At 53.7% G+C, this 25,066-nt stretch carries 20 protein-coding genes; 7 read left to right on the top strand and 13 right to left on the bottom strand.

Going from position 1 to position 25,066, the window contains the following annotated elements; genetic code table 11:
* Window positions 1-32 precede the first annotated feature (32 nt).
* Together OGV77_RS11690 and OGV77_RS11685 are read right to left on the bottom strand one after the other, a co-directional pair.
* A complete protein-coding gene (locus OGV77_RS11690; RefSeq protein WP_087051792.1) occupies window positions 33-857 on the bottom strand; it encodes an AraC family transcriptional regulator in 825 nt (274 codons plus the stop codon).
* An 81-nt stretch (window positions 858-938) separates the two neighbouring features.
* Complete coding sequence (locus OGV77_RS11685) at window positions 939-1,787, bottom strand: SDR family oxidoreductase (RefSeq protein WP_047406691.1); 849 nt, start codon at window positions 1,785-1,787, stop codon at window positions 939-941.
* A gap of 89 nt (window positions 1,788-1,876) precedes the next feature.
* Here OGV77_RS11685 and OGV77_RS11680 point away from each other — a divergent pair, with 89 nt between their 5' ends.
* Entirely contained in the window at window positions 1,877-2,257 is a 381-nt protein-coding gene (locus tag OGV77_RS11680; protein WP_087051793.1) for a winged helix-turn-helix transcriptional regulator, read from the top strand.
* Window positions 2,258-2,319: 62 nt separating this feature from the next.
* On the opposite strand, the gene cpdB is transcribed toward OGV77_RS11680, so the two are convergent.
* Window positions 2,320-4,263, bottom strand: coding sequence for a 2',3'-cyclic-nucleotide 2'-phosphodiesterase (gene cpdB / locus OGV77_RS11675; RefSeq protein ID WP_087051752.1), 1,944 nt, complete (start codon window positions 4,261-4,263; stop codon window positions 2,320-2,322).
* Between the two features lie 188 nt (window positions 4,264-4,451).
* Here cpdB and cysQ point away from each other — a divergent pair, with 188 nt between their 5' ends.
* Window positions 4,452-5,192 (top strand): 3'(2'),5'-bisphosphate nucleotidase CysQ, encoded by a 741-nt coding sequence (cysQ, locus tag OGV77_RS11670; RefSeq protein WP_043018196.1) that lies wholly within the window; start codon window positions 4,452-4,454, stop codon window positions 5,190-5,192.
* On the opposite strand, the gene OGV77_RS11665 is transcribed toward cysQ, so the two are convergent.
* Window positions 5,182-5,739, bottom strand: coding sequence for a YtfJ family protein (locus OGV77_RS11665; RefSeq protein ID WP_075145309.1), 558 nt, complete (start codon window positions 5,737-5,739; stop codon window positions 5,182-5,184). The genes cysQ and OGV77_RS11665 overlap by 11 nt on opposite strands.
* Window positions 5,740-6,066: 327 nt before the next feature.
* On the opposite strand from OGV77_RS11665, the gene OGV77_RS11660 reads away from it, so the two are divergent.
* A complete protein-coding gene (locus OGV77_RS11660) occupies window positions 6,067-6,273 on the top strand; it encodes a DUF1107 domain-containing protein (protein ID WP_003025710.1) in 207 nt (68 codons plus the stop codon).
* A gap of 66 nt (window positions 6,274-6,339) precedes the next feature.
* On the opposite strand, the gene paeA is transcribed toward OGV77_RS11660, so the two are convergent.
* The 7 genes from paeA to OGV77_RS11625 all read right to left on the bottom strand — a co-directional run bounded on the left by paeA (window position 6,340) and on the right by OGV77_RS11625 (window position 14,984).
* A complete protein-coding gene (paeA, locus tag OGV77_RS11655) occupies window positions 6,340-7,680 on the bottom strand; it encodes a polyamine export protein PaeA (protein WP_003025713.1) in 1,341 nt (446 codons plus the stop codon).
* Window positions 7,681-7,823: 143 nt separating this feature from the next.
* A complete protein-coding gene (locus tag OGV77_RS11650) occupies window positions 7,824-8,894 on the bottom strand; it encodes a glycoside hydrolase 5 family protein (RefSeq protein WP_087051753.1) in 1,071 nt (356 codons plus the stop codon).
* A 10-nt stretch (window positions 8,895-8,904) separates the two neighbouring features.
* The gene (locus OGV77_RS11645; protein ID WP_087051754.1) at window positions 8,905-10,449 is read right to left on the bottom strand and encodes an MFS transporter; all 1,545 of its coding nucleotides are present in this window, start codon (window positions 10,447-10,449) and stop codon (window positions 8,905-8,907) included.
* Window positions 10,450-10,530: 81 nt separating this feature from the next.
* Window positions 10,531-11,553 (bottom strand): Gfo/Idh/MocA family protein, encoded by a 1,023-nt coding sequence (locus OGV77_RS11640; protein WP_043018200.1) that lies wholly within the window; start codon window positions 11,551-11,553, stop codon window positions 10,531-10,533.
* Between the two features lie 11 nt (window positions 11,554-11,564).
* Window positions 11,565-12,632 carry a Gfo/Idh/MocA family protein gene (locus tag OGV77_RS11635; protein WP_047406681.1) on the bottom strand — a complete coding sequence of 356 codons (1,068 nt, stop codon included), beginning with the start codon at window positions 12,630-12,632 and terminating at the stop codon, window positions 11,565-11,567.
* Window positions 12,629-13,813, bottom strand: coding sequence for a Gfo/Idh/MocA family protein (locus tag OGV77_RS11630; protein ID WP_087051755.1), 1,185 nt, complete (start codon window positions 13,811-13,813; stop codon window positions 12,629-12,631). Before OGV77_RS11630 ends, OGV77_RS11635 begins: the two co-directional genes overlap by 4 nt.
* A 16-nt stretch (window positions 13,814-13,829) precedes the next feature.
* On the bottom strand, window positions 13,830-14,984 hold the full coding sequence (locus OGV77_RS11625) for a Gfo/Idh/MocA family protein (protein ID WP_075145305.1): 1,155 nt from the start codon (window positions 14,982-14,984) through the stop codon (window positions 13,830-13,832).
* Between the two features lie 190 nt (window positions 14,985-15,174).
* Here OGV77_RS11625 and OGV77_RS11620 point away from each other — a divergent pair, with 190 nt between their 5' ends.
* Window positions 15,175-16,230 carry a LacI family DNA-binding transcriptional regulator gene (locus tag OGV77_RS11620; protein WP_087051756.1) on the top strand — a complete coding sequence of 352 codons (1,056 nt, stop codon included), beginning with the start codon at window positions 15,175-15,177 and terminating at the stop codon, window positions 16,228-16,230.
* A 7-nt stretch (window positions 16,231-16,237) separates the two neighbouring features.
* Here the strand turns inward: OGV77_RS11620 and msrA are convergent, their stop codons facing one another.
* Window positions 16,238-16,876 carry a peptide-methionine (S)-S-oxide reductase MsrA gene (gene msrA / locus OGV77_RS11615; protein WP_043018205.1) on the bottom strand — a complete coding sequence of 213 codons (639 nt, stop codon included), beginning with the start codon at window positions 16,874-16,876 and terminating at the stop codon, window positions 16,238-16,240.
* A gap of 212 nt (window positions 16,877-17,088) precedes the next feature.
* On the opposite strand from msrA, the gene tamA reads away from it, so the two are divergent.
* Genes tamA through OGV77_RS11600 form a run of 3 tightly spaced genes read left to right on the top strand, consistent with a single transcriptional unit; the run spans window position 17,089 to window position 22,942 of the window.
* Entirely contained in the window at window positions 17,089-18,822 is a 1,734-nt protein-coding gene (gene tamA / locus OGV77_RS11610; protein ID WP_043018206.1) for an autotransporter assembly complex protein TamA, read from the top strand.
* Entirely contained in the window at window positions 18,819-22,595 is a 3,777-nt protein-coding gene (gene tamB, locus OGV77_RS11605; RefSeq protein ID WP_075145304.1) for an autotransporter assembly complex protein TamB, read from the top strand. Before tamA ends, tamB begins: the two co-directional genes overlap by 4 nt.
* Before the next feature lie 2 nt (window positions 22,596-22,597).
* The gene (locus tag OGV77_RS11600; protein ID WP_003025723.1) at window positions 22,598-22,942 is read left to right on the top strand and encodes a gamma-glutamylcyclotransferase family protein; all 345 of its coding nucleotides are present in this window, start codon (window positions 22,598-22,600) and stop codon (window positions 22,940-22,942) included.
* A 57-nt stretch (window positions 22,943-22,999) separates the two neighbouring features.
* On the opposite strand, the gene OGV77_RS11595 is transcribed toward OGV77_RS11600, so the two are convergent.
* Window positions 23,000-25,009, bottom strand: a complete 2,010-nt coding sequence (locus tag OGV77_RS11595) for a TonB-dependent receptor domain-containing protein (protein WP_087051757.1) — start codon at window positions 25,007-25,009, stop codon at window positions 23,000-23,002.
* Between the last annotated feature and the right edge of the window lie 57 nt (window positions 25,010-25,066).

Here is a 25,066-nt window from a genome sequence, read left to right as displayed (position 1 = left end):
AAAAATGCCGCCGTATTGTATGAGATTGCTGATCAACGCCGGACGACTTGTTTCTGATAACGCACCGGCGTAATGCCGTAGCGATGGGTAAACGCGCGGGTGAGATGCGACTGGTCGGTGAGGCCGGTTGCGGCGGCGACCTCTGCGGCGGGCATTCCGTGAGTGAGAAAACCTTTGGCTCGCCACAGGCGGATCGCCATCAGCATCTGGTGCGGCGTGACGTGGAAATGAGACTTAAACTGACGCTGAAAATGCCAGGGACTGAGCGATGCAACCCGGGCCAGTTCATCGAGCGTGACAGGATGCATATAATTATCATGCAGATACTCGCGCACCCGTTCAAAGCGATGCGCGCCCTCCGGCAATACCGGCGCATGACGGGCCAGCGGCTGGAACGTGTCGATCAGATCGAGCAGGAGTCCTTTTTGCGCCAGCGGATCCTCCGTGTTCCACAGGCCATGGATCAGCGAGCAGAGCTGGCGTGAGCGCAGCGGATCGTGACGCGTTACGTCATGAAACCACCAGTGGCGGATCCCGGTGACCTCTTCCAGAAGAGAGGGGTCGAGATAAATCATTCGATAGCGCCAGCCGTCGGCGGTTTCGGCTTCGCCAGTATGCAGCTCATCGGGATTCATGGTGACGACAGAATGGGCGGGAGCCACGTACTGCGAGCCGCGATAGCGAAAACGTTCGGCGCCGGCTTCTATCGCGCCAATGCCAAACGCTTCATGAGTGTGCGGCTCAAAGGCGTAACGCGAGATGTGCGCATGATACAGCTCAACGCCCGGCACCTGCGCCAGATGGCGAAAGCGGGCGCTGTCTTTCTCATCAATAAATTGCTCAGGTACACCTTGCACGTTTTCTCTCCCCACGCATCATCCTGTCATTATCAGAGAGGATGCGCGGGGATGCCACCAAAATTAACTAATTTTTAACACTTACACGATGCCTTTGACGCTGTCAGCCAACGAGGTGGTCGGGCGACCAATCAGTTTGCTCAGCGTATGGCTGTCGTCGAACAGGCCGCCTTTGGAGGCGCCAGTGTCTGAGTCAGCCAGCATGTCCGCCAGTCCGGCAGGCAGGCCCACACCTTTTAGCGCGGCGGCAAAATCAGCTTCGCTCAGGTTCTGATACACCACTTTTTTACCGCTCTGTTTTGCCAGTTCGGCAGCCAACTGGCTCAGGGTCCAGCCTGCGTCGCCCGCAAGCTCATAGGTTTTACCGGCATGACCGTCTTCACTGATGACGCGCGCGGCGGCAGCGGCATAGTCGGCGCGGGTCGCTGAGGCGATTTTGCCTTCACCAGCAGCCCCGATAAACACGCCATGTTCCAGTGCAGCCGGTGCGCTGGCGAGATAGTTCTCTGTGTACCAGCCGTTACGCAGCAGCGCGTACGCGATACCGGATTCAGCCAGCATCTTCTCGGTTGCGACATGCTCATCAGCCAGCCCCAGCGGGGAGGTGTCGGCGTGCAGCAGGCTGGTGTAAGCGATAAATTTCACGTGGGCCGCCTGTGCCGCGTTAATCACGTTGCGATGCTGCGGGGCGCGTTGTCCCACTTCGCTGGAGGAGATCAGCAGTAGCTTGTCGATACCCTGTAAGGCAGTCGTCAAGGCGGCTTCATCGCTGTAATCCGCCTGACGAACGGTAATGCCCTGCTGGCTAAGCGTCGTCGCTTTCGCGGGATTACGCACAATAGCTACAATCTGGCTGGCAGGAACGGTTTTCAGCAGAGATTCTATAACGTGTTGGCCCAGTTGGCCGGTGGCGCCGGTAATCGCGATCATGGGTGACTCCTTGGTATTGGTCTTGTGTTTAATCACGCTAACACCTAAACTAACTTTTAGTAAGTACGTACAAAAAGGTTAGTATGAAAATGACAGCTACGACGCTTTCCCAGCAATTACGCGATGGCAACCTGTTTGCCGAACAGTGTCCCTCCCGCGAGGTGTTAAAACACGTCACCAGCCGCTGGGGCGTGTTGATCCTGGTGGCGCTGCGCGACGGTACGCACCGTTTCAGCGATTTGCGCCGTAAGATGGGCGGCGTCAGTGAAAAAATGTTGGCGCAATCCCTGCAGGCGTTAGAGCAGGACGGGTTTATCAATCGGGTGTCGTATCCGGTAGTACCACCGCACGTGGAGTATAGCCTGACGCCGTTGGGTGAGCAGGTGAGCGATAAAGTCGCCGCGCTGGCGGACTGGATAGAACTGAATTTGCCGCAGGTTTTGGCGCAGCGGGACGAACGGGTGGCGTGATGGGTTGGCGACGTATTTTGTAGGCCGGATAAGACGCGAGCGCGTCACATCCGGCACTAAAGTTACTTACTCAAATCCAACTGATAAATGGCAAAACCAATGTCATCGGTAGCGACTTTCTTCAGCGGATACAGGCCTTTCTCTTTGATAAATACAGCGGCTTTTTCAGACGGTGAGGTTTCAAAGCGAATATCCAGTGGTGTCTCGCTGTGAATCGGCGCCAGACGCCAGTTGTTATCTGCCGCCGGGTGAATTTCACCGGCACGCTTCGTCTGTGCACCAATCCAGGCCGCCAGCACCGAGCGGTTTTCATCGGGAGATGCAAACGCAATGTGGCTGTCGCCGGTTCCGGCAAATTTACCGCCGTAGGCGCGGTAGTTGTTGGTCGCGACGAGGAAGGTAGCATTCGGATCGACAGGCTTGCCGTTAAAGGTCAGATTTTTAATACGCTCCGCTTTCGGGTTAATGGTCTGACATTCCCCGTCGTAGCGGGCGGGTTGTGAAACATCAATCTGATAATTCACGCCGTCAATCACGTCGAAGTTATAGGTACGGAAACCATCCCAGTTAATCAACGACTGTGGTTTGCTGCTGTGGATGTCAATCTGATTGAACTGTCCGGCGGAACATTCCAGCCACTCCTTCACCTCTTTACCGCTGGCTTTCACCACCACCAGAGTGTTGGGGTAGAGATACAAATCAGCGGCGTTCCGGAAGGTTAACTGACCTTTTTCGACTTCTACGAAGCTTGCTGGATCGTTTTTGCGTCCACCAACCTTAAACGGCGCGGCGGCGGAAAGTACCGGCAGTTTTGCCAGGTCCGGATCGCCCTGGATAAAATGTTCCACATAGGCTTTCTGGGCGTTGTTCACCACCTGTACGGTCGGGTCATCCTGAACCAGTGCCAGGTAGCTGTACATGTTGTCGGCGGATTTACCGATCGGTTTGCTGACAAACTCACGCGTGGCGTCGTGATCGGCTTTCAGGATCTCAACGATTTTTTTGTCTTCTGCTGCCAGTGATTTTTTGCCCGCGGCGTCATAAATTGGGCGCGCCTCGGCTTTTGCCTGGGTGACCTGCCATTTACCGCTGTCATTATTCAACACAAGATCCACCACGCCCAGGTGATCGCCCCACATACCCGGCATCACCGCAGGAACCCCATTTAGCGTACCTTTTGCGATATCTGCGCCTTTAATATTGGCAAAGTCTTTACCCGGGAAGACGGCGTGAGCGTGACCAAACATAATGGCATCCACGCCCGGTACTTCGCTGAGGTAGTAAACGGAGTTTTCCGCCATCGTCTGATACGGGTCGGCAGAAAGCCCGGAGTGAGCAACCACCACCACGACATCGGCGCCTTTTTCCCGCATTTCCGGGACATACTTACGCGCGGTTTCGGTGATGTCGTTCACCGTTACTTTGCCGCTGAGGTTGGCTTTATCCCAGGTCATAATCTGCGGTGGCACAAAGCCGATATAGCCAATCTTTAGCGTCTGCTTGTTCCCATCCTTGTCGACCACCTCAGTGTTTTTGATCAGGTAAGGCGTAAACAGCGGCTTCCTGGTTTTAACGTCGATGATATTGGCGTTAACGTAAGGGAATTTCGCCCCGGCCAGCGCGTTGTGCAGATACTCCAGACCGTAGTTGAATTCATGGTTGCCGAGGTTACCCACCGCGTAATCGAGGGTATTCAGCGCTTTATATACCGGGTGAATTTCGCCTGCTTTCAGCCCTTTGGCCGCCATGTAATCCCCGAGCGGGCTGCCCTGAATCAGATCGCCATTATCAACCAGCACGCTGTTTTTGACTTCACCACGCGCAGCGTTGATCAGACTTGCCGTACGTACCAGGCCGAATTTTTCAGTCGGTGTATCTTTGTAATAATCGAAATCCATCATATTGCTATGCAAATCAGTGGTTTCCATTATACGCAGATCGACGGTCGCGGCATTGACGCTGGCTGCAATCAGCGTTGCCAGAAGCGTTGCACTAAACTTAATCATCAGGGGCATCCTTTTAAGATCTAAGCCACAAAAGAAAATGTATATAAATCTTCTTGCTTACAGAACTGTGAATCATGACATGAATATAGCGTTTAAAACCGCAGACGCTATCACAGTTGGCGGATCCCCTGACGATCGGGTATAAGTAAAACAACGAGTTAACACCACTGATATAAACGAGGTGGAGAATGCTAGAACATGTATGCCAGCTTGCACGGAACGCGGGCGATGCCATTATGCAGGTCTACGATGGAATCAAACCGATGGAGATTACCAGCAAGCAGGACGATTCTCCGGTCACGGCGGCGGATATCGCCGCGCATACGGTGATCCTCGAAGGATTACTGGCGCTGACGCCGGATATTCCAGTCCTGTCTGAAGAAGCGCCTCCTGGCTGGGATGTTCGCCAGCACTGGCAGCGCTACTGGCTGGTAGACCCGCTGGACGGTACCAAAGAGTTCATTAAGCGTAACGGTGAATTCACCGTCAATATTGCGCTGATCGAGAAGGGAAAACCGGTACTGGGCGTGGTTTACGCGCCGGTAATGAAAGTGATGTACAGCGCGGCTGAAGGTAAAGCGTGGAAAGAAGAGTGCGGCGTGCGCAAACAAATCCAGGTACGTGACGCGCGTCCGCCGCTGGTGGTGATTAGCCGCTCGCATGCCGACAATGAGTTAAAAGAGTATCTGCAGCAGTTGGGCGATCACCAGACCACCTCGATTGGCTCATCGCTGAAGTTCTGCCTGGTGGCGGAAGGGCATGCGCAACTGTATCCGCGTTTTGGGCCAACTAACGTCTGGGATACCGCCGCGGGCCACGCCGTTGCCGCCGCAGCCGGAGCGCACGTTCACGACTGGCAGGGGAAAACGCTGGATTACACCCCACGTGAATCGTTCCTCAACCCCGGCTTCCGCGTCTCTATTTATTGAGCAATTTGTGCAGCAGGGCAATCACCTGCTGCACTTCTTCCTGCGTTAACGCCCCATCTTTTGCCCACTGAACGCGTCCGTCCTTGTCGAGTACGGCAATAGCGGAGCTCTCTTCATCCAGTTGCCAGGCCTTACGCGCAACGCCATTGCTGTCGACAATAAATTGTGACCACGGGTAGAGCTTCTTATTGCTCTCCAGACTGCTACGCACAAACATACCGGAACCGGGAATGGCGTCATCCGTGTTGACGATAGTGGTGGTCTGGTATTTGTCATGCGGCAGCTTGGCCGTCTTGATTGCCTCGATCAGCGTTGCATTTTTCTCTTTGGCGGAGGTGCGCCCGGCAATGTGTTGCACAATTCGCACTTTCCCCGGCAACTGCGCGCTATTCCAGCTTTTATAGCTAAACTTATCGTTATCGAGAATCAGTTCGCCGCGATCGGCGATTCCCACCGGCGGTACGCGCTGGTTAGTCTCAAACTTATGAGCGGAAGCAATCATCGGCAGCAGCAGACACGACAGCGCCAGCAGTTTTTGTAAGGTCATAGGTTTTCCTTCTTTCTTTATTTTGCAGGTGATCCGACCACTTGGGTCTGGAGTTTAATCATATGTGCGATTGCTGCTTTTTCCCGCAAGCGCGATGCCAGTTTGCGGACGGGCGCACAAATCCTGCGAAAATTGAAGGCTTATACTGAAGACAGCGAAGCGTTGAAAAGATAATTCTGAATAATTGTAACCTGAAGGTAAATAAACTTATACACGCTGGAAACATCAACGAGATAGTCTATAGTCATAGGGCATTAAAATTTGCGCCTGAGGATTGTCGGACCGATTGTGGTACCGCAAAGGCGTAATACTCAGCAGGAGACAACAATGAAAATTTTCCAACGATACAACCCGCTGCAGGTGGCGAAGTACGTGAAGATCCTGTTTCGTGGACGGTTATATATCAAGGATGTAGGCGCTTTTGAATTTGATAAGGGTAAGATTCTTATCCCAAAAGTGAAGGACAAGCTGCATTTTTCTGTGATGTCCGAAGTTAACCGTCAGGTCTTGCGTCTGCAAACTGAGATGGCTTGATCAAGTGCTATGCGGTAGTTAAAAAAACGGCTCCTGGACAGGAGCCGTTGATGTTTCTGTAAGGCGTTACGACGCCTTTGCCTCTTCTTTTGCATCTGGCAGCTTTGGTACCAGAACGGTAGGTTTACTGTCCAGACGCGTCACCAGCAGCTGATCGATCTTGTAGTTATCGATATCCACTACTTCAAATTTATAGCCTGAATACTTCACCGAGTCGGTGCGTTTCGGGATTTTACGCAGCATGAACATCATAAAGCCGCCGATGGTTTCATAGTTGCCGGACTGCGGGAACTCGTCGATATCCAGGACGCGCATTACGTCATCAATCGGTGTACCGCCGTCGACCAACCATGAGTTTTCATCGCGCGCCACAATCTGCTCTTCCAGACCCTGGCCTACCAGATCGCCCATCAGCGTCGTCATAACGTCGTTGAGCGTGATAATCCCCACCACCAGCGCGTACTCGTTCATGATGACGGCAAAGTCTTCGCCTGCGGTTTTGAAGCTTTCCAGCGCTTCAGAGAGCGTCAGCGTGTCCGGGACGATCAGCGTATTGCGGATCTGTACGCCGCTGTTCAACGCCATACTTTGGTTGGCCAGTACGCGGTTGAGGAGATCCTTTGAATCGACATAGCCAATGATGTGGTCGATATCTTCGTTACATACCAGGAACTTGGAGTGGGGATGTTCCGCCACCTTATTCTTCAGGCTTTGCTCATCTTCGTGGAGATCGAACCAGATAATATTCTCGCGCGAGGTCATTGAAGACGGTACGGTCCGCGATTCCAGTTCGAACACATTTTCAATCAGCTCATGCTCCTGCTTACGCAGAACCCCCGCCAGCGCACCGGCTTCGACCACGGCGTAAATGTCGTCCGAGGTGATGTCGTCTTTACGTACCATTGGGATCTTAAACAGACGGAAAATGTTGTTTGCCAGACCGTTAAAGAACCACACCAGCGGGCGGAAGACCAGCAGGCAGAAGCGCATCGGGTTGATGATACGCAAAGCCACAGCTTCTGGCGCAATCATACCGATGCGTTTCGGGGTTAAATCCGCGAACAGGATGAACAGGCCAGTAACCAGTGAGAACGACAAAATAAAGCTTAACTGTTCAGAGAGCTCTGGAGCGAAGTACTTCGAGAAAAGGCTGTAAAACGCCGGGGAGAATGCTGCATCACCGACGATACCGCCGAGAATGGCGACCGCGTTAAGGCCGATTTGCACGACGGTAAAAAACATGCCGGGGTTTTCCTGCATCTTCAAAACTCGTTGTGCGTTTACGTTGCCTTCATCGGCAAGCAGTTTAAGTTTTATTTTGCGTGATGCAGCAAGCGAGATCTCGGATATCGAGAAAAACGCACTCACGGCGATCAGGCAGAGAATGACTAAAATACTGTTTAACATATCTTATCCGGCGCTGTGCCAGATCCTCGGAAGGGAGAAATTGATAAATCCATGCGAAAACCGGCTCGTGGAGTTGAGCCGGTAAATTCAGAAGCTAGTATAGCGTAAGGTACTGTAAAGTCGCCAGAGGAGCTTTTTTGGCCTTATTCTGTGGGATTCAGCCTGCGCACCATCTGCATCTCTTTTTCGCTATAGGGCGAACCATCTGGCTTTAGCACATCATGAAACCATAGTTGCGCCGTCGTTTCGTCAAGCGGGATATCCGGCCACGGCAGCCAGGTTTGCGTTTTCCCCTGCACCAATCCCCAGTGAAAGCTGGAAACGCGCTGGGCGCTAAACAGCGGCAGTTGTTCTTCTATTCGGCTATCGACATGGCGTGCCAGCCACTCGGTACAAAAGAGCGGCCTGCCAAATTCAGCCAACTGCGACAGAAGAGACAACTGGCCAGGGGTATCGACATACGCATGGTAGCTAATCACGTCGGAAAGCCGCAGCGCGGCTATATCAACAGGATGCGTAAACGCATTCTCGCATGCCGCGCGATCGTCAATATGCCAGGCCGCTACGGTCAACGGTTGAGATGGTGACTCCTGCCGCGCCCAGCTAAACAGGTGGGTCATCAGGGTTAAGGCGTAAATTTCCAGTCTGTCGTCATAGCGGGCAAATTCGCCGGTATGACAAAAAATCCCGCCGTTGCCTGGCTCATTATATAAATCCCAGACGCTGATACGCGAGTCATGGCGAAAGTAACGGATGATATCTCTGACGTAGGCTTCAATTTGCGGCCAACAGCATCGGTCCAGCACGCAGGCACGGCCTGGGCTACCCGCAGCCTGGCTGTTGTGAACCCCTGGAACCGGGGATTTTTGCTGACCGATAACGGGTTCATCACCGGAAAACGCGCAGTCGTCGAGCAGCGTCAGCATCACTTTTATGCCGTGGCTATGGGCAATGCTCAGGAAGAGGTCGATGCGCTCGAGCAGCCCATCGCGATCATGCTGCCAGACGGTAAACGGTAAATTTGTTCGCAACTGGTTATAGCCATACTGGCTGGCCCAGCCGAGTTCCTGATCGATAGTGCCGCTATCGAAACTCTCTGCTTGCCACATTTCGAGCCAGTTAACCGCGGTGCGCGGCAAGTAGTTAAAACCGCAGCCCCAGGCTTGCTGTTGATACCAGCTTTGCGCCCGTGCTTTGCTCCATGGGTTATACATGATGCGCTCCTTATTCTGCATCTGAGAGACTGACGCGTCCCGTTGCACGCTGCGTGGCGCTGCCACCCCAAACCTCATCGTACTCGTAGCCGGTGAGCTGTTTGATCACCCCCCGGGTTTCTTCATCGCAGTCGCGATAGTTGCCACCCAGTTTGCGGCGGGCGATCTCTTTGAGCAGGATTTTGTGGGTTTCGCGAGTCAGTTTGAATTTGTAGGTGGCGTAGAAACTCACCGCCAGCAGCGCCGCGGTAGCAAAGATCATCAATCCGATAATAGCGTGGAGCGCGCTTTCCGGCTGCGCGCCGCTGCCTTTTACAAAGCCTGATTCTTCCAGCACCATGCCGATAAGCAAAATAGCGATTGCCACCGTACTTTTACGCGTGAGTACCATAACGCCGGCAAAAATCCCTTCGCGGCGCTGCTGGGTCACCATTTCATCGATATCAGGAATAAAGCTGTAGATATTCCATGGGATATAGTAAAGGCCAGAACGCGCCATGCCGAGCAGAATAAAGATCGCAGAGAACAGAATATTGGATACCTGAGTTTCGGTATAATAAATAACAAATAAAAATACCAATACGCTAAATATACAAGTGTAAGAGAGGCGTAGTGCTGCTGATGGGGTTATATTGAGTTTATTCAGTAATAGCATAAATCCATAGGTGCCAAAAACTGAAGCAAAAGCGGCAATGCTTAACCAGCCAGAAACGGAGGCGGCATCCTGGCTCAAACAATAAACCACGTAATAGGTAAATACTGAACCGAATACATCCATAGCGGTAAAAGAGAAAATATAAATAATAATATGCAGGCGAAATGCCCGGATCCTGAAAGACGAGAACAGATCGAGTATCAAATATTTAAGGTGATTCAGTATCCCGCTATTGCGTTGCAGGTCAGCCTGGAATGTCTCTTCCTGAACGTCTTTAGCCTCCCACGTGCAGCGCCAGGTTATGAACACCGCGATGCAAAACACGACGGAAAAGATAAGCCCGGTTAGCGTATAGGTAAACGGATTATCTTTGCCGGTAAACTGCATCAGGATGCCGGGTACCGATACGGCCAGAAATCCGCCCAGCTGCGAGCAGATCATGCGCACGCCGGAGAGGCGGCTGCGCTCTTCGTAGCGGTTAGTCATTTCTGCGGCCAGGGTTTCCCACGGCACCAGCACCATCGCTGAAAGCAGCTCAATCGACAAATAGGTTCCCAGGTAATACCAGTAACCCATGTCGGTCAGCCACAGCAGGGCATAGAGAAACATTAAAGGAGAACTGAGTAATAAAAAGAAGCGGCGACGGCCAAATCTGCGGCCCAGCCACGTGTCGCCAAAGTTATCGGTGATATAACCCATAATTGGGCTAAGTACAGCATCAATCACGCGGGCAATGGCAAATATTGAGCCTGCTTCCAGCACGCTTAAACCGCAGTAGGTGGTGTAAAAAAATAAAAGCCATGTTCCGATAATGGCGAAAGCACCGCCGCCAAATAAATCAGTAATGCCATAGCCGATCGCTACACCATAACTGACTCTGCGTTCAGTTGGTTTGACCATAATATTTTTCCAGTATGTAGGGTATGCGTATTCCGGTATTATCCGGCTGGTGTTATTTAATTCTGCAGCGTTAAATTAATTTTAATTATTAATGGTTATCCATTGTCGGGTTTTAGATGAGTGATAAATAGCCTCAACCATCGCCAGTGATTTGCGGGCTTCATTAATGTTGATATATTCTGTCTGACCTCCATGAGTAATTGCATGATAAAACTGACGAATAGCCTGCTGGTGGCCCAGACCCCAGTAACTTTTGGCGTGACCGTCCGGTGAACCATCGCAGTCCAGTTTCAGGCGTCGGTCCGCTGTAACGCGCCACAGGGTATTGTCCGTGAGCTGGAGCATGCCTTGCTCACAATGGATCTCCAGCAGCAGCGGTGAATCGAGGGTGTTGCAGTTGCTGGCGTAAAACAGACCGCGAGCGCCGTTGGCAAAGTGCAGGGTCGCCATCGCGCTGTCTTCGGCTTCGGTGACATCTGCCAGTTCACCGCTGTCCACCACGCCTTTCAAACGCGTCACGCCGCCGGCGAACCACTGCATCAGATCGAGAGTATGAATAGCCTGGTTGATCAGTAAACTGCCGCCTTCGCTGGCGAAACGCCCGCGCCACGGGCTTTCGCTGTAATAAGCCCTGGAGCGTGACCAGGTCAAAACAGCTTTAACGCTTAGCATTTTGCCAAGCGTATTTTTCGCCAGTTCATCGCGGATACGTAAACTGGTTGGATTAAGCCGGTTTTGATAGCACACGCCCAGAAGGCCCTGGGCGGATGCCGCTGCGTTAGCGATGTCTGCCACCTCTGTACAATTCAAGCCCACCGGTTTTTCGCAAAACACATGTTTCCCTGCGGCAAGCGCGGCGGTAATCATGTTTTTGTGTTCGAAATGAGGCGTGCAGATATGGACGACGTCGATGTCATTATCCAGCAGCATCTCACGGTAATTCTGGTAATAGCGGCAGTTATAAGCCATGGCCTGTTGCAAACCGGTGGCACTATCAATATCGACCAGCGCACGCAGCGTGACCCCCGGCAAAAGCCGGAGGGCGTTAACGTGACTGCGGTGAATAGCGCCCGCGCCGATGATGGCGGCATTTAGCGTTGTCATGTCACCTCCGGTTATGCGCGGGCATTCGCCAGCATTTGCGCCTTCACGCACAGTTCTGCGGCTTTAAAGGCGTGGGCCTGAGTCATGGCGTTTTCCGTGCGATTCAGACAATCGAGAATGAATTCGCCGAAGAAAGGAAAGCCGACTTTGCCCGCAACCGGGTAGCGGAATTCCCCGTCTTTATTCACCAGATACACCACGTCCTGTTCACCCCGGGTGATATCCACATACTTGCGGATCTCAATGTAACCTTCGGTACCCAGCAACGTCAGGCGTCCATCCCCCCAGCTACTGAGCCCCTGCGGCGTGAACCAGTCGCAGCGGAAATAGCCGGTCGCCCCGTTATCGCCCGCCAGCATGGCATCGCCAAAGTCTTCGAACTGCGGGTACTGTGGATGATTGACGTTACGCACCTGGCTGGCGACGATATGCGCCTCGCTGTTGCCGGTATAAAACAGAAATTGTTCGATTTGATGGCTGCCGATGTCGCACAGAATGCCGCCAAAATAGCGTTTGTCATAAAACCAGTCCGGGCGCCCGTGACCTTCGCGGTGCGGACCGGTGCCGAGGGTTTGCATCACGCGCCCAATTGCCCCCTGGTGGACAAGCTGACCGGCAAAAACAGCGCTTTCAACGTGCAGACGCTCGCTGTAATAGACTGCGTATTTGCGCCCGGTTTTCGCCACCATCGCTTTGGCGTCTTCAAGCTGTGCGAGGGTGGTTAACGGAGCCTTGTCGGTGAAGTAGTCTTTTCCGGCCGCCATGACCTTTAGTCCCAGCGGACAGCGCTCGGAAGGAATTGCCGCTCCGGCAACCAGTTGGACCTCGCGATCGTTGAGGATTGTCTCGAGCGAATCGGCCACCTGCGCCTGCGGATACTGCTGCAGAAATTGATCGATTTTGTGCGGGTCGGGATCGTAAACCCATTTCAGCGTGGCGCCTGCTTCAATCAACCCGTTACACATGCCGTAGATATGACCATGATCGAGTGAGGCCGCGGCAATGACAAACTCGCCAGGTTTCACGACCGGCTGAGGCTTCCCGGTAGGGGCGTAGTGCATTCCATCTTGCTTGTTCATTCTTTAACTCCTGAATCTAAGTCTTTACCCAGAGGGATGGCGCCCACTTCCGTGAAATTGCTTACGGAGGCGGATTTCTCATAGAAATGCGGGGCGATGTCAATCAGGCCGCCGGTGCGATAAAACGCATCGGTGTGGTGAATGGGCAGCGTCACCACCGTGCGGGTGATGGCGGATTTATAGATAGCGGTAATCAACTCCAGCGAGCGCTTGCCCTGTTCGCCATCGACCAGGGGACGGAGCTGTTGTTCGATGGCATTAAGCAGGTTATCGATTTGCCCAGTATGTAGCGTCCATTGCAGCGGTGGCGTAGTGCGAAAAAGTGTCTCCAGATGCTGTTCCAGCTCGCCGTTATTGTCAGTTTGCGGGAAGCCGTTATCCGCCGACTGGCTGGCATGAACCTGCCACGGCGCGGAAATACGCGCTTTTTCACCCTGAATGACAATCTTTTGATCTTCACCGTGATGCACCACGGAGGCGGTCAACTGCGTCAGTGCCCCGTTCGGGTATTTGAAGATAGCCGCGCTAAGATCCTCGACTTCGGCGTTGTCATGGGCGACGTTGGTCATCATCGCCACCACTTCAGTTGGGAAACCCAGCATCCATTGAATGGCGTCAATGTGGTGTACCGCGTGATTCAGCGTGCAGCCGCCGCCTTCTTTCTGCCACGTGCCGCGCCACCATAGATCGTAATAGCAGTGTCCGCGCCACCAGAATGAATCCACCTGTGCATGGCAAATCTTGCCCGCCAGCCCGGAATCAACAACGGTTTTCAGCCGCCAGAAGGCATCGGTAAAGCGGTTTTGCGCGATGATCGATAAGGTTTTCCCGCTGGCCTTTTGCGCGGCGATCATCGCATCGCACTCTTCGAGCGAAGAGGCCATTGGTTTTTCGCACAACACATGTTTTCCGGCCTGCAGCGCATCAATGCTGATGGCTGCGTGCACGTACGGCGGGGTGCAGACATCTACCACATCGATCTCAATGTCCGCGTCCAGCATCGCCTGATGACTGCGGTAGACTCGCGCTTCGCTCAGGCCGTAGCGTGATTTCTTTTCTTCCGCTTTCTCCGGGTAGATATCAACCAACGCGACAATCCGGCAACGATCGGCAAACTGTAAATACCCCTGAATGTGGTTGTGGGAGATATTCCCGGTTCCGACAATGGCAATGTTGAGCATGATTTTCTCCTGCGCGTTACCAGCTACCGGAAGCGTCCAGCGTGCGGCTGGTCGCGGTTTTTTCAACTGAGGAGGCGATACGTTGCTGGAGCAACTGGAAGTAGCGCTGCTCATCGATTGGTAGCTCAACCCAGTCATCGGTCCAGGTAGAAAGGTGCATCGCATTGGAAAGCGTCAGGCCGCGAATGCCTTCCAGACCGGGGGCGATCAGCGGTTCGCCGTGCAGAATTGCGGCGGTGAAATTGCGGGTAATGACATAGTGCTCGCTGCATTCTGGTTCGGTAGGGATTATCACCTCCCAGCATTCAGGCTCACCAAAACCGTTTTGCCAGCGCGCATTAAAGTCGGTTTCGGATTCCCGTAGTCTCCAGAAGCGCAATCGGCCTTCTTCCACCACGACTTTTCCCCGACTGCCGACAATTTCCAGGCGGTTTGTGCCGGGCGTTTCGGCGACGGTGGTGATAAACACGCCGGTCGCACCGTTGGCGTATTCCGCGTAGGCCGTGACGTCATCTTCAACTTCAATCTGGCGGTGCTTGCCAAACTGGCAAAAAGCGCGCAAGCGTACCGGCATGCCGACCAGCCATTGCCATAAATCGAGCTGGTGCGGATCCTGATTAAGCAGCACGCCGCCGCCTTCACCTTTCCAGGTCGCGCGCCAGCCGCCGGAGTTGTAATAGCTCTGCGAACGATACCAGTTGGTAATGATCCAGTTAGAGCGACGCAGTTCGCCGAGTTCGCCGCTGTCGATCAGATCTTTAACTTTCTGATACAGCGGATTGGGGCGCTGGTTGTACATCATGCTGAACACCACATCGCATTCGCGCGCGCAGGCATTCATCTCTTGTACCTGCGCGGTATAGACCCCGGCAGGCTTCTCGCACAGCGTATGGATGCCAAGTCGCATGGCCATCATCGATAAACCCGGATGGTCATAGTGCGGAGTGGCGACGATAACGGCGTCAATAAGCCCACTTTCCAGCATCTCACGCGCGTCGCTGAATAACGTCACCTCTTCACCGACCAGCCGTTGGATAGCCGCATGTTTATCAGGATTGTTATCACACACTGCGGTAAGCACTGCTTCGTGTACCGTTCCGGCCAGCAGGTAGCGCGCATGGACGGTACCAATGTTGCCAACCCCAATAATGCCAAAGCGTATTTTTTTCATGTCGTGCCTTTTTCATGAGAAATAAGGGATATGCGGAACATAAGAAACGCCTGGAATATCGACAATGTGATTTTGTGAGAACGGTTGCAGGATGAAAAAGAAGTTCATCCGGTCATTGAAAAAGTGTTTTAGAGTCAATGAACTACGTTTGCAAAAAATTGCAAAGATTGATTGCGAGTGAGGTCACAGAATGTCTGGCAAGCTAAAAATGGATGAAATTGCTGCCCTGACGGGGTACTCGGTGAGTACAGTGTCGAGGGTGCTTAGCGGGAAGTCATATACCAGCGATAAAGCGCGTGAGGCGATCGTCAGCTGCGCGCGCAGGCTGGGTGTTCTGGACTCGCTGTCCAGTGGACGACTGTTGATCAACGGCATTGCCGTTTTCGCTCCGTTGCGCACTTTCACCGCCCGTGGCGATGCGTTTTATCTTGAAGTCACGCGCGGAATTGCGGAGGCGATAGCGCCGCATGATGTCTATCTGAGTTACTGCGGGCTGGATGAGCAACGCGCGGACATCAAGGTCTTTCAGGAAAAGGCCAACAATAAGAATATCAATGCCATTATTCTTATCGGCATTGATGACCCGACCGTGCATAAACTGGCGCAACTGCTGGATAAACCCTGCGTGTTGATTAACTCGCAGGACAAAGAAGGGTTACTGGATGCGGTATCTCCCGATCATCGGACGATTGGCAACCGTGCTGTGCAATACCTTTTTGATCAGGGGCATCGGCGTATTCTCCATGTCACCAGCCTGCGCCGGGAAACGATGTACTGGCGTCTGGAGGGCATTAAGGAGGTCTACAGACAGTATCAGATACCGTTTGATACCGGGCGCGATCTGCTGGTGACGGAAGGGTTTTCTGAGGATGAATCAGAGCGGGCTATAGGCAACTGGCTACGTGAAACGCCGCGTGAAGCATGGCCAGAGGTGATTTTCTGCGCCGGGGCGTCAATGTCGACGGGCATTCGGCGGATCCTGGAAAACGTTGGCGTGGAGATACCCGGTGAGCTGTCGCTGATGACGACGGATGTTCAGGAACTGGACGCGCATATCGTTGCCGCGGTAACCAGTATCACTATCCCCTGTCGGGCGCTGGGTGTGGAAGCGGTGCATTTGCTGCAGAACCGTCTTAATCGCCCCTCTGCGCCGGTATTTAACCTGTTGCTGAAGGGAAAGGTGACGGATCGGGGAACCGTCACCCACGCAACGCGCCATGCCGCGCGGGTGACGGTCGCTCGTTAATTGCGGATTAACGTTCTGGCGGCAGGCAAACGCCGATGCCACCAATTCCACAGTAGCCATATGGATTTTTGTGCAGGTACTGCTGGTGATCGTCCTCGGCATAGTAGAACGGGGTTGCCGTAGTGATTTCCGTTGTAATGGCGCGCTCGTCGCCTGCGGCGGTCATTGCTGCCTGAAAACGCGCAAGGCTCGCCTGTGCCGCGGCGGTTTGCTCTGGCGTTAACGGGTAAATGGCGGAGCGATACTGCGTACCCTGGTCGTTCCCCTGACGCATGCCCTGCGCCGGGTCGTGATTTTCCCAGAACACCTGCAGCAGTTGTTCGTAGCTGATAACATGCGGGTCATAGACAACGCGTACCGCTTCGGCGTGCCCGGTATCGCCGGAACAGACTTCGCGGTAGGTTGGATTAGGGGTGTAGCCGCCGGTGTATCCGGCTGCCGTGCTGTATACCCCGGGTAATGACCAGAATAAACGTTCAACGCCCCAGAAGCATCCCATGGCGAAATACGCTATTTCCATACCGTCGGGCACGTTGGTCATCGAATGTTGGTTAACCGCATGCAGCGTTGCCACTGGCATCGGGGTGTTGCGTCCAGGTAGGGCATCTGCTTGAGTAACAAGATGCTTTCTATCAAATAAACTCATGGCCGTTCTCCCGAAATCAGTCATTTGGGTTAAGGTTGTAACGAGACGCGTCTTTGCCCACAATAAACGGCGTGAATACGTCTAGAGTTAAACATAAGAAATATTTGGGTTGTCGTCTGTTTTTCAACTCTTATTGTTGATTTTTTGTTAAGCCGAGGAACGGCATAGTATTTTTTTCCAGGGGTGGGAAAAAAGGATATTCAGGAGAAAATGTGCCACATATCCGTCAGTTATGTTGGGTGGGATTACTGTGCTTAAGTGGCTCCGCCGCCGCCGCGAATGTTCGCTTACAGGTCGAAGGATTATCAGGACCGCTGGAGAAAAACGTCCGTGCGCAGCTGTCCACGATTCAAAGTGATGAAGTCACTCCGGACCGACGCTTTCGTGCGCGCGTTGATGATGCCATCCGCGAAGGGCTAAAGGCGCTGGGCTACTTTGAGCCAACCATTGATTTCGAACTGCGTCCGCCGCCGGCGAAAGGACGTCAGGTGCTGATTGCCAAAGTGAATGCTGGCGAGCCGGTGCTGATTGGCGGCACCGAGGTGATTCTGCGCGGTGGCGCGCGTACGGACAAAGATTATCTCGATCTGCTGAAAACGCGGCCGGCAATCGGCACTGTGCTGAATCAGGGGGACTATGACAACTTCAAAAAGTCACTCACCAGCGTGGCGCTGCGCAAAGGCTATTTCGACAGTGAATTTAATAAAAGCCAGCTTGGCATAGCGCTTGAGCGCCGCCAGGCGTTCTGGGATATCGATTACAACAGCGGCGAACGCTATCGCTTTGGACATGTCACCTTTGAAGGTTCGCAAATTCGCGACGAGTACCTGCAAAATCTGGTGCCTTTTAAAGAAGGTGAAGAGTACGAGTCAAAAGATCTGGGCGAACTGAACCGTCGTCTGTCGGCGACCGGCTGGTTTAATTCTGTGGTCGTCGCGCCGGAATTTGATAAAGCCCGCAAAACCAAAGTACTGCCGCTAAAAGGCGTGGTCTCGCCGCGAACCGAAAACACCATCGAAACCGGGGTCGGTTATTCAACTGACGTCGGGCCACGGGTAAAAACCTCGTGGAAAAAGCCCTGGATGAACTCCTATGGCCACAGCCTGACCACCAGCGCCAGTATCTCGGCGCCAGAGCAGGTTCTTGATTTCAGCTATAAAATGCCGCTGTTAAAGAACCCGCTGGAGCAGTATTACCTGGTGCAAGGGGGCTTTAAGCGTACCGATTTAAACGATACCGAGCAGGACTCCACGACGCTTGCGGTTTCCCGCTACTGGGATCTCTCCAGCGGCTGGCAGCGAGCGATTAACCTGCGCTGGAGCCTTGACCACTTTACCCAGGGTAACGTCACCAATACCACCATGCTGCTCTATCCAGGCGTGATGATTAGCCGAACGCGTTCGCGCGGTGGCCTGATGCCTGTGTGGGGCGATTCTCAGCGTTATTCTATTGATTACTCCAACACGGCCTGGGGTTCAGACGTTGATTTCTCCGTCTTCCAGGCGCAAAACGTCTGGATCCGCACGCTGTACGACAGGCACCGCTTTGTGATGCGCGGCAACCTCGGCTGGATCGAAACCGGCGACTTCGACAAAGTGCCGCCGGATCTGCGTTTCTTCGCCGGGGGCGATCGCAGCATTCGTGGTTACAAATACAAATCTATTTCGCCTGAAGGCAGCGACGGCAAGCTGAAAGGGGCCTCGAAGCTGGCGACCGGCTCGCTGGAATATCAGTACAACGTGACCGGAAAATGGTGGGGCGCAATGTTTGTCGATAGCGGTGAAGCGGTCAGCGATATCCGCAAAAGCGATTTCAAAACCGGCGCCGGGGTCGGCGTACGCTGGCAATCGCCGGTCGGTCCCATCAAGCTCGACTTTGCCGTTCCTGTCGGCGACAAAGATGAACATGGTTTACAGTTTTACATCGGTCTGGGGCCTGAATTATGAGTTTATGGAAGAAGATAAGCCTCGGCGTGCTGATTTTTATCCTGCTGCTGTTAGGCACGGTGGCGTTCCTCGTTGGCACCACCTCGGGCCTGCATCTGATCTTCAAAGCGGCTAATCGTTGGGTTCCGGGTCTGGAAATTGGTCAGGTCACCGGCGGCTGGCGGGATCTATCGCTCAAAAATATTCGTTACGACCAGCCTGGCGTGGCGGTGAATGCTGGTGAAGTGCATCTGGCCGTGGGGCTTAACTGCCTGTGGGACAGCAGCCTGTGCGTCAACGATCTGGCGCTGAAAAACATCAACGTGGCGATCGACAGCAAAAAGATGCCGCCCTCAGCGCCGGTTGAAGAAGAAGAGAGCGGTCCGCTCAACCTTTCCACGCCTTACCCAATTACGCTTTCGCGCGTGGCGCTGAACAACATCAACATCAAAATCGATGACACCACAGTTTCGGTGCTGGATTTTACCTCCGGCCTGAACTGGCAGGAAAAAACGCTGACGCTGAAGCCAACGTCATTACAGGGGCTGCTGATTGCACTGCCTAAAGTGGCCGAAGTGGCGCAGGAAGAGGTCGTCGAACCGAAGATTCAAAACCCGCAGCCGGATGAAAAACCGCTCGGCGAAACGCTAAAAGATCTGTTCTCAAAACCGGTGCTGCCGGAAATGACCGATGTCCATCTGCCGCTCAATCTCAACATTGAAGAGTTTCGTGGCGAGCAGTTGCGCGTGACCGGGGATACAGATTTAACGGTACATAACATGCTGCTGAAAGTGAGCAGCATTGACGGCAACATGAAGCTTGATGCGCTGGATATCGACTCGAATCAGGGAACGGTAAAAGCCAGCGGCACGGCGCAACTCACCGACACATGGCCGGTTGATATTACGTTAAACAGCACACTCAACATCGACCCGTTAAAAGGTGAAAAGGTGAAGCTGAAGGTCGGCGGCGCGCTGCGTGAACAGCTGGAAGTCGGCGTCAATTTGTCTGGTCCGGTGGATATGGACCTGCGGGCGCAGACGCGTCTGGCAGAAGCCGGATTGCCGCTCAACATTGAGGTGGTGAGTAAGCAGGTTTACTGGCCGTTTACCGGCGACAAACAGTTCCAGGCCGATGACATCAAGCTCAAACTAACCGGCAAGATGACAGACTATACGCTGTCGATGCGTACCGCCGTGAAAGGGCAGGATATTCCTCCGGCTACCATCACGCTGGACGCCAAAGGCAACGAACAGCAGATCAATCTCGACAAACTCAGCATTGCGGCGCTGGAAGGAAAAACCGAGCTGAAAGCGCTGGTGGACTGGCAGCAGGCGATCAGCTGGCGCGGCGAGTTAACGCTGGATGGTATCAATACCGCGAAAGCGATCCCGGACTGGCCGTCAAAACTGAATGGCCTGGTGAAAACGCGCGGCAGTCTGTACGGCGGAAGCTGGCAGATGGAGGTTCCGGAGCTGAAGCTGACCGGCAACGTGAAGCAGAATAAGGTCAATGTGAACGGTTCGCTGAAGGGGAACAGCTACCTGCAGTGGACGATCCCTGGCCTGCATCTGGAACTGGGACGCAACAGTGCGGACGTGAAAGGGGAACTGGGGGTCAAAGACCTCAATCTCGACGCGACGATTGATGCACCGAGCCTGGATAACGCGCTACCGGGATTAGGCGGGACGGCGAAAGGGCTGGTAAAAGTTCGCGGTACGGTTGAAGCGCCACAGCTGCTGGCGGATATCACCGCCCGCGGTCTGCGCTGGCAGGCGCTTTCCATCGCTCAGGTACGTGTCGAAGGCGACGTGAAATCGGCCGAGCAAATCGCGGGTAATCTCAACGTTCGCGTAGAGCGGATTGTACAACCTGACGTGAATATTGGTCTGGTGACGCTCAACGCCAAAGGCAGTGAAAAGCAGCATGAGCTGCAGTTGCGCATTCAGGGTGAGCCGGTTTCCGGTCAACTGGACCTTGCCGGGAGCTTTGATCGCAAAGAACAGCGCTGGAAAGGGGCGTTAAGCAATACTCGCTTCCAGACGCCGGTCGGTCCGTGGTCGCTCAACCGTTCTGTCGCGCTGGATTATCGCAACCAGGAACAGAAAATCAGCATTGGGCCGCACTGCTGGAACAACCCGAATGCGGAACTGTGCGTACCGCAAACCATTGATGCCGGCGCATCGGGACGCGCGGTGGTGAACCTTAACCGCTTCGACCTGGCGATGTTAAAACCGTTCATGCCGGATACAACCCAGGCCAGCGGCGTGTTCACCGGCAAAGCTGATGTGAGCTGGGACACCACTAAAGAAGGGCTGCCACAGGGGCAGGTCACGCTGAGCGGACGTAACGTGAAGGTCACGCAAAGCGTAAACGATGCGCCGCTCCCTGTGGCGTTTGAAACGCTGAATCTGACCGCCGACCTGCACAATAACCGTGCCGAGCTGGGCTGGCTGATTCGCCTGACCAACAACGGGCAGTTTGACGGTCAGGTGCAGGTAACGGATCCGCAAGGACGTCGTAGCCTGGGCGGTAACGTCAATATCCGCAACTTCAATCTGGCGATGGTGAACCCCATTTTCTCGCGCGGCGAAAAAGCGGCTGGGACGATCAACGCCAACCTGCGTCTGGGCGGCGATGTGCAAAGCCCGCAGCTGCTCGGACAGCTGCAACTGAGCGGTCTGGATATCGACGGTAACTTTATGCCGTTTGACATGCAGCCAAGCCAGTTAGCCGTTAACTTCACCGGAACACGCTCCACGCTGGCGGGCGTGGTGCGCACGCAGCAGGGAGAAATCAATCTGAGCGGTGACGCCGACTGGAGTCAAATAGACAACTGGCGGGCGCGCGTCGCGGCTAAAGGCAGCAGGGTACGTATTACCGTACCGCCGATGGTCCGCCTGGATGTATCGCCGGACGTGGTCTTTGAAGCCACGCCAAGCCTGTTTACCCTCGATGGCAACGTGGATGTGCCGTGGGCGCGTATCGTCGTACACGACCTGCCGGAGAGCGCGGTTGGGGTTTCCAGCGATATGGTCATGCTTAACAACAATCTGCAGCCGGAGAAACCGCAGACAGCCGGCATTCCGATCAACAGTAACCTGAACATCCACGTTGGCAACAACGTGCGTATTGACGCCTTTGGTCTGAAAGCGCGTCTGACGGGCGATCTGAAAGTGGTGCAGGATAAGCAAGGGCTGGGGCTGAACGGACAGATAAATATTCCGAGCGGGCGCTTCCATGCCTATGGTCAGGATCTGATTGTGCGTAAGGGCGAGCTATTGTTCTCCGGTCCGCCGGATCAGCCGTTACTCAATATCGAGGCAATTCGTAACCCGGATGCCACCGAAGACGACGTGATCGCTGGCGTTCGCGTCACCGGTACAGCCGATGAACCGAAGGCGGAGATCTTCTCTGACCCGGCAATGTCGCAGCAAATGGCGCTTTCCTACCTGTTACGCGGACAAGGACTTGATAGCGAACAGAGCGACAGCGCGGCGATGACCTCAATGCTTATTGGTCTGGGGGTTGCACAAAGTGGTCAGGTTGTGGGTAAAATCGGGGAGACATTTGGCGTAAGCAATCTGGCACTGGACACGCAAGGGGTGGGCGACTCATCTCAGGTGGTTGTCAGCGGATACGTACTGCCAGGTCTGCAGGTGAAATATGGTGTGGGTATATTTGACTCCTTAGCGACACTCACGCTACGTTATCGCCTGATGCCTAAGCTATATCTGGAAGCAGTGTCTGGCGTAGATCAGGCACTTGATTTGCTCTATCAGTTCGAGTTTTAGCAATGCGAATATTTGTCTACGGCAGTTTACGAACCAAACAAGGCAACAGCCACTGGATGACCAATGCCCTGTTGCTGGGAAATTTCAGTATCGACAACTACCAGCTGTACAGCCTGGGCCACTATCCAGGCGCCGTTCCGGGAAATGGGACAGTACACGGGGAAGTTTATCGTATTGATAACGCCACGCTGGCAGAGCTTGACGCTCTGCGTACCCGCGGCGGTGAATACGCACGCCAGTTAATTCAAACGCCGTACGGAAGTGCATGGATGTACGTGTACCAACGTCCGGTTGATGGCTTAACGCTGATTGAAAGCGGTAACTGGTTAGACAGAGACCAGTACTGATATATCGCCTACGAGAATAAACAACGCCGCCTTCGGGTGGCGTTGTTTATTAAAGGCTTAAAACTCCACGCGCGCGCCGAGGTTATAGCGGCGTCCTTCTACCTGCGCGGATTCATTCCACGCGGTTGTCAGTTTCGGATCCTCATCCAGCACGTTGTAGACCCCTGCCATCAGTTGCGTGTGCTCATTGAGCTTATAACGTACGCCTACGTCGACCATCGTGTAGTCATCGTACTTATAGTTATTGCCGCTGTTGCGGTTACTGCTGCGATAATTCACCGTACTCCATACGTCCAGGCTCTGCGTTGCCGCCCAGTTCAGCGACAGGTTCGCCATATGGCGCGGATAATCATTGAGCGCGTAGCCTTTGTTCACGCCGCTTTTCTGTTCGCTGTGGTTCCAGGTGTAGTTAGCGTTGGCTTTCACATCGGCGCTAATCTGCCAGTCGGCATTAAGTTCTATACCGTAAACGTCCGCCTTGCTAACGTTGAAGTATTTACTGACGGAATCGGCTTTGTAGCCATTCACGGAGCACTGATTCGTCGACGTGGTTTCGCAAATAGTTTGTTCGGCAATTTTGTCTTTGAACTGGGTGTAGAAGACGGTGCTATCCAGCGACAGCGTATCCCCCGTCCAGTAGAGGCCCAGCTCAGAGTTAACGCTTTGTTCAGGTTTCAGGTCGTCGTTACCGACTGTCAGGAAGGGATAAGGTACGGTCGAGCCATATGGGGTGACGAAGTTACTGGATGTCGCACGCAGCTCTGGTTTTTTATAGCCTGCGGAAACGCCGCCCTTCAGCGCCCAGTCATTGCTGAAGGCCCAGTTACCGTACATTTTTGGCGTGATATGCGTGCCAAAGTTATCATCCTGATCCATACGGGCTGAAGTGGTCAGGATGAAATCGTCAATGCTCCAGCCGTCTTCAGCAAACAATGCCCAACCGTTACGGCTGATTTTGGTCACGGGCTCAGATCCGGGCAGCGTTTTGTTGGCCACATCAAATCTGTCATTCAGCTCTTCACGGGTAAAATTCGCCCCAACGGTCAGTTTATGGTTGTCGAGCGTGAAGGTAGTTTGCGAATTGGCGACGTAGTTCTCCATCTGCACATACTGCGGCGACTGTCCGTCATAAACGTACTTCGAACGGCCTTTTTCATAATTTATGTAGTTGGTCGTCGCGATGGTGTCGTCTGCATACCAGCCGGTATGCGTCAGAGTGGCGGCATTACGATCGAACAGCCATGACCACGGTGCGCCGCGTTTCTGAGTACGGTTTTTCTCCTGCTCACCGGTGACCACGTTGAGATCAAACAGGTTATTTTCGCTGGCGGCCAGGCCCAGCGTCATATCAACGGATTTACGGTTGTGTTTGCCGAAATAGTTATTGCGATCGTCATCGCGACGGTCGAGCCAGTCGGCCGCCACGCTAAGGCCCAGAACATCGGGCACAATCGGCCCCATGGTGAACAGATTCATCTGGCTGGTATTACCCAAATACTGGTGTTCCTGAAGCCAGGTATTGGCGGCGATTGCCGTTGTCCACTCTTTTGCGCCGTACGGTTTTTTGGTAATAACGTTGACCACACCGCCGATGGCATCTGAGCCGTACAGCGAGGACATTGGCCCGCGGATAACTTCGATACGCTCAATGGCCTCCATTGGCGGTAAGAAGTTGGCTTCAGTACCGATATCATGTCCGTAAGGACGAGATTCACCGGTATTTTGTTTGACGCTGTTGACCATAAAAGCGGTATAAGAAGGGTCCATGCCGCGGATCATAATGCTGCCAGCGTTCATGCCGCTGCTGTTGGTAACCGAGACGCCGGGAAGATTTTTAATCGCTTCACCAATGCTACGGTCCGGCTGAATATCCAGCGTTTTACGATCGATAACGGAAATGGTGGCCGGCGCTTCGCGCTTTTGCTGCGAGAACCCGGATGCGGTGATCACCATTTCATCTTCGTTATTGCGTGAGGTTTCGGTGAGTTCTTCTGCCTGAGTGGGGAAAATAACACCACCTGAGAATGCAACGATCCCTGTCAGCGTAATAAGTTGACGCGTTTTCATAATATAAGACACCTGAAAAGTAAAAAAATAAAAGCATCACCTTGCAACCCGGAAAAG

This window comes from Citrobacter sp. Ce129, assembly GCF_030334545.1.
Classification (GTDB): Bacteria; Pseudomonadota; Gammaproteobacteria; order Enterobacterales; family Enterobacteriaceae; genus Citrobacter; species Citrobacter europaeus.
This window is presented reverse-complemented; position numbering and strand designations above follow the sequence as displayed.